Source organism: Stenotrophomonas sp., from assembly GCF_032056425.1.
Classification (GTDB): domain Bacteria; phylum Pseudomonadota; class Gammaproteobacteria; order Xanthomonadales; family Xanthomonadaceae; genus Stenotrophomonas.
On the sequence record NZ_DAMBCN010000052.1, the window covers coordinates 1 to 9,527 of the forward strand.

The following is a 9,527-nucleotide window of genomic DNA, read 5'->3' on the forward strand; positions in this document are numbered from 1 at the left end:
TGTACGAGACGAACAAGGCCACGACGTACCCCCGCTCGGACTCCGGCTACCTGCCCGAGAGCATGTTTGCCGAAGTGCCCACCGTTCTCGACAGCCTGCTCAAGACCGATCCCTCGCTGCGCTCGATCATGGGCCAGCTCGACCGCTCGCAGCGCTCGCGCGCCTGGAACGATGGCAAGGTCACGGCGCACCACGGCATCATCCCGACGCTCGAACCGGCGAAGCTCTCCGCCATGAGCGAGAAGGAACTGGCCGTGTACAGGCTCATCCGGTCGCATTACCTGGCGCAGTTCCTCCCTCACCACGAGTTCGACCGCACTGTGGCCAAGTTTTCGTGCGGGGGGCAGAACCTGGCGGCCACGGGCAAGCAGGTTGTCATCCCGGGTTGGCGCCAGGTGCTCGCCGAGCCGCAGGCCGAAGACGGTGATGGCGAGGGCGATACTGCGGTCCGCGCCCAGGTGCTGCCCGCGCTGCCGAAACTGTATGAGGGCCTGGCATGCCAGGTGGCCGACGTCGATCTCAAGGCACTCAAGACGCTGCCGCCCAAACCGTACACGCAAGGCGAGTTGGTCAAGTCCATGAAAGGCGTCGCCAAGCTGGTGTCCGATCCCCGCCTGAAGCAGAAGCTCAAGGATACGGTTGGCATCGGCACCGAAGCGACGCGGGCCAACATCATCGGCGGCCTGATCGCTCGCGGCTACCTCGTGAAGAAGGGGCGCGCCATCCGCGCCTCGGATGCGGCTTTCACTTTGATCGATGCCGTGCCTGCGGCGATTGCCGACCCTGGCACCACCGCCGTCTGGGAACAGGCGCTCGACATGATCGAGGCCGGACAGCTCACCCTGGACGTGTTCATCGGCAAGCAGGCCGCGTGGATTTCGCAGTTGATTGCGCAGTACGGCAGCGCCTCCCTGTCCATCAAGGTTCCCCAAGGGCCGGCATGCCCGCAGTGCGGCGCACCCACGCGCCAGCGCAGCGGCAAGAGCGGCCCGTTCTGGTCGTGCAGCCGCTACCCGGACTGCAAAGGCACGCTGCCAGTCGAATCCGGCAGCTCCAAGCGCGGCGCCTCGCGCCCGCGCCGTAGCGGCCGCAAAGGCTCCTGACCGCCCCCGTTCCCCGTGAGCCGTGCCCGCCTTCGGCGGCGTGGCCCCTGTCCCGCACTCCGCCGCATGCCCTGCGGGACGCCCAGCGCGCAACGCCTTCTTGATCCGTGTGCGCGTCCCGCCCAGCCGTCCCCGGCCGCGGGACCTGAAGGTAGCTTCTCTGCGAGCCGCACCACGCGCGTTCTGTTGATCTGCGTTTCTTCCGCCCTCTGCGAAGGGTCTCCCGGTGGCTTGCCAGGCTGCACGAGCCACCGGGAGACCCTTCGTGGTCAGCGGTAATCGGTGCCGGTGCCCGCCGGTGCAAAAACGGGCTCCCTTTGTGCGCGGATGTGCGCCAGACGATGCCGGCCCCAGCCACGACATGGGCCGGGTGTGATTGCTTGATGAGCAGACGGTTCTAGCGACGACCGGGCCTGCCAATCAGCCCACGGGTGGTTCCTCTTTTCTCCCGAGCCGAAGGCCGTTGGGCCTTCGGCGCCATTCTCCTGCCCATCAACGTCCCGGCCCGGCCATTGGCCTGGGCCACACGAACAGGAGAGACGACATGCACCCTCAACCTTGCGCACCGCTGCTGTACGGCAGACGGAGGTCGAGAACGGCATGCCCGCCTATCGCGCGGCCATCGCCAATGGTACGCTCGGCTGCAGCCGAGGCCGTAGCCCAAAGGCTGGACTACCTCTTTTGCAGAGGTAAACCTCGGGATGAACTGGGCGAAAACATGCCTTATGTGCCCGCCTTACGGCGAGCTGTTTCCGATGCTTCGCGCAGGATTTCCCGCCCCCCATTCGCTGCGATTGCGGCCACGATGACGCCCAGCACCAGATCCGGGATGTTCGACCCGAACCCCATCACCAGCACCCCGGACAGCACAATCGCACCATTGACGATGGAGTCGTTGCTGGTAAAGATCGCTGACGCCTTGAAGTTCACATCTTCCCCGCGATGGCGGCGCAGTAGTCTGAGGCACACTAGGTTCAAAGCCGCGTTCAGCGCGGCCATGGCCATCATGGCTGGGCCGACAGGCTCTTCCCCTCCAGCGAAGCGGCGTAGGACTTCCAACAGCAGCAGCGCGGCCAGGCCGATTAGCAAGAAACCCGACAAGCGGGCCGCGCCCACCTTGACCGTTGCCGCACGACCGACGGCATACAGGCTAACCGCATAGACCGACGCATCGGCGAGGTTGTCCAACCCGGCGCCCATCAGCGCCGTAGAGCCAGCCCAGATGCCAAGGGCAATGCCGGCGGCGGACTGCGTCAGGTTGATCAGCAACACAGTCAGAAGAATCTTTCGGTCCTTCGCATCGCTCGCATCTAGGCGGCCCAACTCGTCGTTTTCGTGATTTCTGTGGTTTTCAGCCATGCATTGTTCCTTCCAAATCGATGGATGCTGAAGCCTGTAGCGGCTGGAGAGTCAAGGCGCAGATGCAACGAACTTGCCACAGGGTCTTCCCGGACGCCCTTGACTCTACCGTAGCTAGAAGGTTTTCCAATCCAGTCAGAGCTTTAGGACAGAACAGATGAGCACCAATGCGCCCCCTTCATTGCGACTGTCATCCGGTATGGCTGCTATCCACTGATCCGTGGCGCCACTGCGGTTGTGCTCTTCGGCGAGCTCGCGACCGGCCGGCCGTCTTTTCCGACGGAGCTACTCACAGTGATCGTCGCGCTCGCTTGTGCCGCCTTGCTAGAGGGCGGGCGGCCTTTCCACTCCCCGTTGAGCCAGTAGCGGCGTTCCAAGCTGTGGTTGGCCGTCGGCGCATGGCTCGGCTTCTTGGTCGTGCATCTGGCCTTCCAGCACTCCAATCTGGGATACCGGGTCGGGCCGTTGGGATTGTTGATCGGGGTGGCTGAAGCCCATCGCTGGCATCACAAGCGTGAGCACGAAGACGCCCAAGTCAACTACGGCGATTTCTGGATGCCCGGGGGCCACTTGTTCAGCGCTTTCCGGTCGCAAAAGCACACGCTGGGCGCCAAAGAGTGACACTCAAGAAAGATGGACTTTCCAATGGACTACGGCCCGCAGCTTGTCTATCCCTTCCGGAGCCGGCCAGCAGCGGCAAACGCTTGCGCTGCTGGCTATACGATCTTGCCCACGTCGCATTCTTGCGCGAGTCGGGCCTTGCGGCTTCTTGCGAAGCGATCGCGAGTTGCGTGGCGTGCCCATGAGTCGGGCCGCGTCGTGGCGCACTGCTACCTTGGCCTGCACCTGCACCTGCGCAGCCACGCCGCGATGCTCGGTCTGGCCTGGAGAACCCGTAAGGTGGCGGAGATTGCGGCGCGCAGGTCGTCCGGCTCGCGCTGGCTCCTGTGGGCCACGCCCTCGGTCGCACGCCGTCTCAAAACGTCAGAATCGCGCGCTTTCGCATGATGGAGCGCGGCACGTGGCTCTCAGAACTGGACCCGATCACTTCCAGCACCGATGACACGCTCGAGCTTCAGGCGGGCTCGGCCAAGCTGTTGAGAATGCCGCACTCGCGCGAGGTTCGGGCGCTATCGCAGGAGCGTCGCAGATCCATTAACTCGCGCTCCAAGGCGCGCAATTCCTTCATCTTGGTCCGCACTTGCGCGATATGAGCGTCGACCAGCGCGTTCACCTCGCCGCAGCCCAACTCTGGCCGATCCCGTAAGTTCAGCAGTTGACGGATCTCATCCAGCGTCATGTCCTTCGCCCGGCAGCGGCGGATGAACAGCAAGCGCTGCAAATGGACTTCGTCATAGAGCCTGAAGTTGCCCTCGCTACGTGCAGGCTCGGGCAGCAAGCCTTCTGACTCGTAAAAGCGCACGGTCTGCACCAAGCAATCTGCCTTCTTGCCCAGTTCACCGATCCGCATCATGGTTGCTTCCTATAAAAAACTTGACTCTATATCTACTAGAGGTTTTCTAATGATGGCATCCGGGGAAAACCTTGTCAATGAAGAGCGATCTATGAACAAAGAACCTTCCAGCCCATGCGCCTGCTCCGGCGGCAATGGCCAACAGACGGCGTGCGCCAGTGAGCAGGCCAGCACTGAAACCACCGTTTTCCACGTGAGCAACATGGATTGCCGCAATGAGGAAGCACTGGTGCGGCGAACGCTGGAGGGCATGCCCGGTGTCGAGCGGCTCCTGTTCGATCTTCCGCAGCGTTTGTTGACCATTTCGCACCGCGAAGTCTCGGCCGATGCCTTGGAGCAAGCGCTGAATTCGGTGGGCATGAAGGCTCAGGCTGTCCGAGACGCCGCCGTGTCGACCACCTACCGCATCGAGAACATGGACTGCCCGAGCGAGGAGAAACTCATCCGCTCGCACCTCGGGGCAGTCGAGGGAATTCAGGACCTCGACTTCGACCTCGCTGAGCGCACCCTGTCGGTGAAACACCTCGCTCAGGCACGCGCGCAGATGGAGCAGGTCCTGGCCTCGATCGGCATGCGCGCCAAGGAGCAGACCTTCGGCCACACGGGGCCGATCGAAGCCGCGGCTGTGATCCCATCCTCGGCCCTGCAGCAGCAACCAACCGCTGCCGTTTCCGCGCCGCCGATCGGCGAGCGGGTGACGTACCGGATCGAGAACATGGATTGCCCGACGGAAGAAGCGCTGATCCGCGACCGGCTGGGCAAGCTGCCGGGTGTGACCGCGCTCGACTTTAATCTGATGCAGCGTGTGCTGGGAGTCCAGCACACGCTGGCGACCTCAGCGCCGATCGAGAAGGCGCTTGCTTCCATTGGAATGCAGGCTGCGCGGCAGGACATGCAGACAGCCACCACGGTACTTCGCATCGCGAAGATGGACTGTCCGACCGAGGAAAGTCTGATCCGCGGCAAGCTGCAAGGCATGCCGGGCGTGCAGGGAATGGATTTCAACCTGATGCAGCGCACGCTCACGGTTCGGCACACACCCGACGCGATCAAGCCGGCAGTCGAAGCCATCGAATCGCTGGGCATGGAAGCCGAGGTCCAGAGGACTGATGAGCCGCGCGATGCCCCGGTGGCCGCGCACAAGACCAATTGGTGGCCGATGGCGGTTTCGGGCGTTGCGGCGGTGGCCGCCGAAGGCGTGTACTGGGTCAACGACGGCAATCATTGGGCCGTGATCGTGCTGGCACTGGTTTCGATCTTCACCGGCGGCCTCAGCACCTACAAGAAGGGCTGGATCGCGCTGAAGAACCTCAACCTGAACATGAACGCCCTGATGGCCATCGCGGTCACCGGCGGCATGGCGATCGGCCACTGGCCGGAGGCCGCCATGGTCATGTTCCTGTTCGCGTTGGCGGAAGTGATCGAGGCGAAGTCGCTGGACCGCGCCCGCAACGCCATTCGGGGGCTGATGGACTTGGCGCCCGAGACCGCGACCGTGCGGCAGGCCGATGGCTCATGGACAGAGCTGCCGGCCAAGGAGGTCGCAAAGGGCGCGGTGGTCCGCGTGCGTCCTGGCGAGCGCATCGCACTGGACGGCCTGATCACCTCGGGTCGATCGGCCATCAACCAGGCGCCCATCACCGGCGAGAGCCTGCCCGTCGAGAAGGCCGAAGGTGACCAGGTCTTCGCCGGAACCATCAATGAGACCGGCTCTTTCGAATACAAGGTGACCGCAGGCGCCAGCGACTCGACGCTCGCGCGCATCATCCATGCCGTGGAGTCCGCGCAGGGCAGCCGTGCGCCCACGCAGCGCTTCGTCGACCAGTTCGCCCGCGTCTACACGCCGGCGGTGTTCGCGGTGTCCGTGCTGGTTGCCGTCGTGCCGCCGCTCGCCTTCGGCGGCGCATGGTTTGACTGGGTCTACAAGGCCCTGGTACTGCTGGTGATCGCCTGCCCCTGCGCTCTGGTCATCTCCACGCCGGTCACCATCGTCAGCGGCTTGGCCGCTGCCGCCCGACGCGGCATCCTGATCAAGGGTGGCGTCTACCTGGAGGGCGGGCGCAAGCTCAAGGCGTTGGCCCTGGACAAGACCGGCACACTCACACATGGCAAGCCCGAGCAGACCGACTTCGTGCCGCTGATCGGCGAGGCGCAGGAAGTTGCCGCCTGGGCCGCAAGCCTCGCGGCACGCTCGGACCATCCTGTGTCTCAGGCCATCGCCCGCAAGGCGAACCGTGACGGCATCGCGCTGCACGAGGTCGACGACTTCGCGGCGCTGCCTGGCCGCGGCGTGCGCGGCCGCGTCGCCGGGCGCATGTTGCACATGGGCAACCACAGGCTCGCCCAGGAGCTGGGCCTGAGCGAAGCGACGCTCCAGGCTCGGCTGGAGACCCTGGAGCGCCAAGGCAAGACAGCGATCCTGCTGATGGACGATGCGACCGTGCTCGGCATTTTTGCAGTGGCCGACACCGTGAAGGAAACCAGCCGTGAGGCGGTGGCCGACCTGCAGGCGCTGGGTGTGCGCACGCTGATGCTGACGGGGGACAACCAGCACACGGCCGCGGCCATCGCTGCCCAGGTCGGAATCTCTGAAGCCCGTGGTGACCAACTGCCCGAAGACAAGCTCAAGACCATCGAAAGCCTGGTCGGCGGCGAGGGCCAGGTGGGCATGGTGGGCGACGGCATCAACGATTCGCCCGCGCTCGCCCGTGCCGACATCGGCTTCGCCATGGGCGCGGCCGGCACCGACACCGCGATCGAAACAGCCGACGTCGCCCTGATGGACGACGACCTGCGCAAGATCCCCGCCTTCATCCGGCTGTCGCGTAGCACTGCGGCGATCCTCACGCAGAACATCGTTCTGGCCCTTGGCATCAAGGCGGTGTTCCTTGCGTTGACGTTCACAGGGCATGCCACCATGTGGATGGCTGTGTTCGCTGACATGGGGGCAAGTCTTTTGGTTGTCGTCAATGGGCTGCGCCTCCTGAAGTTCAAGGCGGCATGAACAATGGATGAACCATCTCTTCGCAAGACGCAGTGGTACTCACTCGCGATCGTTATATTCGCCGGCGATCAGGCAGCTAAGAGCTACATTGACGCGACAACTCCCTTGGGTTGGTCGCACGAGGTGGCGTCATTCTTCAACCTAGTTCACGCTCTCAATCCCGGCGCGGCGTTCAGCTTCCTTGCTGGCGCGGGCGGCTGGCAGCGGTGGTTTTTTCTGGCGATCGCGTTCGCAATATCGGCATGGCTCGCATGGCTGCTCTCCCGGCCGCTGCGCAAAACGGAAGGCCTTTCGTACAGCCTCATTCTGGGCGGCGCATTGGGCAACGCGTTCGACCGCGCCACGCGCGGGCACGTTATCGACTACATCGACTTTCACCTGCACGGCTGGCACTGGCCCGCCTTCAACATCGCTGACATGGCCATCGTGGGCGGGGCGATCGCGCTGGTGGCCCAGTCGTTCATGAGCGTGGAGAACCCGGCCGCCACAAAGGAGTCCCAGTGACATTGGGACGATCCGGAAATTCGCAATGCACACGGTGCAGGACACCAATCTGAAGAGAACGGCCCCCAGCATGAGCGGCCGCGGCTTGGCCCTCATGCTAGCGCCCACCGCCGCTTTTGCTGCAACGCCCTGTTGCGATGGCGGCGATTGCTGCAACGACGTCGCAATGCCTTGCTGTGAATAAACAGCACGCAAGCCAGTTGACCTGGCAATTATGAAAGTCCATCACGGCGATGCTGGCCTTTTTCGTTCCAATGAGCCGTCACGGAGAGGTGATGATGAAGCTATGCCGGGATCCTGCAAGCTTTAGGACGGTCTTCTTTACCGCATAGCGATATGCTGATGTCACCCGTTCGCCTCGCCTGGCAAGTACAAGTAGTTCGTCGCGGTTTTCTGGCCGTGTCCGCCCGCTTCGCTGGCCCTTTTGCCCCAAACAAGCGCAATCATGCCTGCGTTACCACCAAAGTTCGCCCCCGCCAGTTGCTGTTCCTAAAGGGCATCAAGCTCAACGCCATCGCCGACCGGCCAGCGTATTTCGCATCGCTGCGTGCCCGTCGGGGCCAGCCCATCGTCATCCTCGCAGAGCTGGGACCGGACGAGGCATTCGCCCTGTGGAAGCAGCATGTACTGGGCGACAGGCCTCGCTGACCCAGTTTCGCCTCATCCTCCTGACAGCCCCGCACTTATTGCGGGGCTTTCTTTTTTCCGCGTTCGCCAATCGGGGCTGTTGCAAATGCCGATTTCCGGCTGACGCGGCTCGCCTCGCGCATGAAGCTGCCCGCATGTGTCGCTGATTCGTCAGCACCATGCCAGCAGCCAGAGTTTCCAGGCTGCCGCGGATTCTTTCCGCGCTACCCGCCAGTCCGCCATCGCATCGAGTCTGCGGACGCGCGTCACCCGTGACGCCGATGCTTTTTTCTCAACCGCGTGCGGGAGCTGCCATCCCGTGAGGGACGAGGCCCCGCTTTTTCCAAGGAGCCCGTCCATGTCCCAGCAAGCCTCTTTCGGCCAGTTGGCCTTGATCCATTGCGGCAAGTTCCTGCCGCTCGAAATCCTGCATAGCGCCGCCGGCCACTACATCGGCACGCGCGATACAGAAGGTCCCGTTTCGCGGGAATCCTGCCAGTACTTCCGCAGCTATGCCGCGGCTCAACGTGCCCTCGAAAGAGGCGGCTGGTCCCAGCTCGCCACACCCTGATCCAACTGGAGGAACCACGTCATGAACCAGCTTTTGCCCCAGGAAGTCGTCGATCAGATCATGCGGGAAGAGCAGCATTTCGCCGCCGCGCCCCAAGCCTTCTTCGAGGTCTGGAAGCGCGGCGTCGAGATCGCAGGCCCGCAATGGTTTGGCGACGGCACGCGCGAAGGCCTGAACCAGGCAAAGAGCAAGTGGGATCTGCGTCCCGACATGCTGCGTGCCAACGACGCACTCGGCGTCCTGAGCAGCGGGGAACGCATGTTCCTGTCCGCCATGTTCAGCTTCTACAACGCGCGCGAGGGCGGTGCCATGCTCAAGCGCTGCCACTTCCAAGGACTGTCGGACTTCGATGGTCTCGATCTGCAACGTCGCCAGGTGATCGCCGACCTGCTGCTGAACTACAGCGGTTGGTGAGCCGGTCCCTGGCACACCTTCATCACTGCGTTCACGGGACCCCATGAGGGACATGCGCCTCGTTCGAGGCCATGTCCCTCGCGTTTTCTCCCCGCCCAGCGCCATCCGGCATCAGGCGGTTTCCCCTGCGGATGCCATCGTCCGCAAGGGCTGGCTCCGTTCATTCATCGAAAGGAGCCTTCATGGCCAACAACTACTACGAAGCCACCGGCGTTCTCGTGCTCGACCGTGTGACGCCCGTCATCCAGGCGCTGTTCGGCGCCTTCGCGCTGGACGAGAGCCACCCCGGCAACGGGCAGGCCTACATCGCCCAGATCGCCGAGACCACCAATCCGCAATGGCCGGACGTGCTCGATGGCCTGGAAGACCTGGCCACGCAACTCGGTATTCCGATGCCGGACGACGAAGGGCTGTCGATCCCGCCGCTGCTCGAACTGCTCGCCGTGCACTTCCGTGCCGATGAGGACGAAG

Annotated in this window: 8 protein-coding genes and 2 pseudogenes; 8 read left to right on the plus strand and 2 right to left on the minus strand. The window is 63.7% G+C overall.

The features are described from left to right. Nucleotides 1-1,103: DNA topoisomerase (locus tag RTY46_RS19100; protein ID WP_312710362.1), on the plus strand; the 1,103-nt coding region annotated here is incomplete at its 5' end. Nucleotides 1,104-1,826: 723 nt separating this feature from the next. Here the strand turns inward: RTY46_RS19100 and RTY46_RS19105 are convergent. Beyond that, nucleotides 1,827-2,462 (minus strand): cation transporter, encoded by a 636-nt coding sequence (locus RTY46_RS19105; RefSeq protein WP_003098972.1) that lies wholly within the window; start codon nucleotides 2,460-2,462, stop codon nucleotides 1,827-1,829. Between the two features lie 417 nt (nucleotides 2,463-2,879). Here RTY46_RS19105 and RTY46_RS19110 point away from each other — a divergent pair, with 417 nt between their 5' ends. Further along, nucleotides 2,880-3,083, plus strand: coding sequence for a hypothetical protein (locus tag RTY46_RS19110; RefSeq protein WP_023657334.1), 204 nt, complete (start codon nucleotides 2,880-2,882; stop codon nucleotides 3,081-3,083). A gap of 454 nt (nucleotides 3,084-3,537) precedes the next feature. Here the strand turns inward: RTY46_RS19110 and cadR are convergent, their stop codons facing one another. Beyond that, nucleotides 3,538-3,936, minus strand: a complete 399-nt coding sequence (gene cadR, locus RTY46_RS19115) for a Cd(II)/Pb(II)-responsive transcriptional regulator (protein WP_003098965.1) — start codon at nucleotides 3,934-3,936, stop codon at nucleotides 3,538-3,540. A gap of 91 nt (nucleotides 3,937-4,027) precedes the next feature. Here cadR and RTY46_RS19120 point away from each other — a divergent pair, with 91 nt between their 5' ends. The 6 genes and pseudogenes from RTY46_RS19120 to RTY46_RS19145 form a co-directional block, all read left to right on the plus strand. Further along, nucleotides 4,028-6,940 (plus strand): heavy metal translocating P-type ATPase, encoded by a 2,913-nt coding sequence (locus RTY46_RS19120; protein ID WP_003098961.1) that lies wholly within the window; start codon nucleotides 4,028-4,030, stop codon nucleotides 6,938-6,940. 3 nt (nucleotides 6,941-6,943) lie between these two features. Next, the gene (gene lspA, locus RTY46_RS19125; protein WP_003098955.1) at nucleotides 6,944-7,444 is read left to right on the plus strand and encodes a signal peptidase II; all 501 of its coding nucleotides are present in this window, start codon (nucleotides 6,944-6,946) and stop codon (nucleotides 7,442-7,444) included. Between the two features lie 465 nt (nucleotides 7,445-7,909). Next, nucleotides 7,910-8,092, plus strand: a pseudogene (locus tag RTY46_RS19405) (hypothetical protein); the annotation flags it as partial. Nucleotides 8,093-8,429: 337 nt separating this feature from the next. Continuing rightward, nucleotides 8,430-8,642, plus strand: coding sequence for a hypothetical protein (locus tag RTY46_RS19135; RefSeq protein ID WP_003116833.1), 213 nt, complete (start codon nucleotides 8,430-8,432; stop codon nucleotides 8,640-8,642). 21 nt (nucleotides 8,643-8,663) lie between these two features. Next, on the plus strand, nucleotides 8,664-9,056 hold the full coding sequence (locus RTY46_RS19140) for a hypothetical protein (RefSeq protein ID WP_003116832.1): 393 nt from the start codon (nucleotides 8,664-8,666) through the stop codon (nucleotides 9,054-9,056). Between the two features lie 182 nt (nucleotides 9,057-9,238). Continuing rightward, nucleotides 9,239-9,527, plus strand: a pseudogene (locus tag RTY46_RS19145) (hypothetical protein); the annotation flags it as partial.

Coding starts and splice junctions, on each gene's coding strand:
- RTY46_RS19105 (WP_003098972.1), bottom strand. CDS start 2,462: ATGGCTGAAAACCACAGAAATCACGAAAACGACGAGTTGGGCCGCCTA.
- cadR (WP_003098965.1), bottom strand. CDS start 3,936: ATGATGCGGATCGGTGAACTGGGCAAGAAGGCAGATTGCTTGGTGCAG.
- RTY46_RS19120 (WP_003098961.1), top strand. CDS start 4,028: ATGAACAAAGAACCTTCCAGCCCATGCGCCTGCTCCGGCGGCAATGGC.
- lspA (WP_003098955.1), top strand. CDS start 6,944: ATGGATGAACCATCTCTTCGCAAGACGCAGTGGTACTCACTCGCGATC.
- RTY46_RS19135 (WP_003116833.1), top strand. CDS start 8,430: ATGTCCCAGCAAGCCTCTTTCGGCCAGTTGGCCTTGATCCATTGCGGC.
- RTY46_RS19140 (WP_003116832.1), top strand. CDS start 8,664: ATGAACCAGCTTTTGCCCCAGGAAGTCGTCGATCAGATCATGCGGGAA.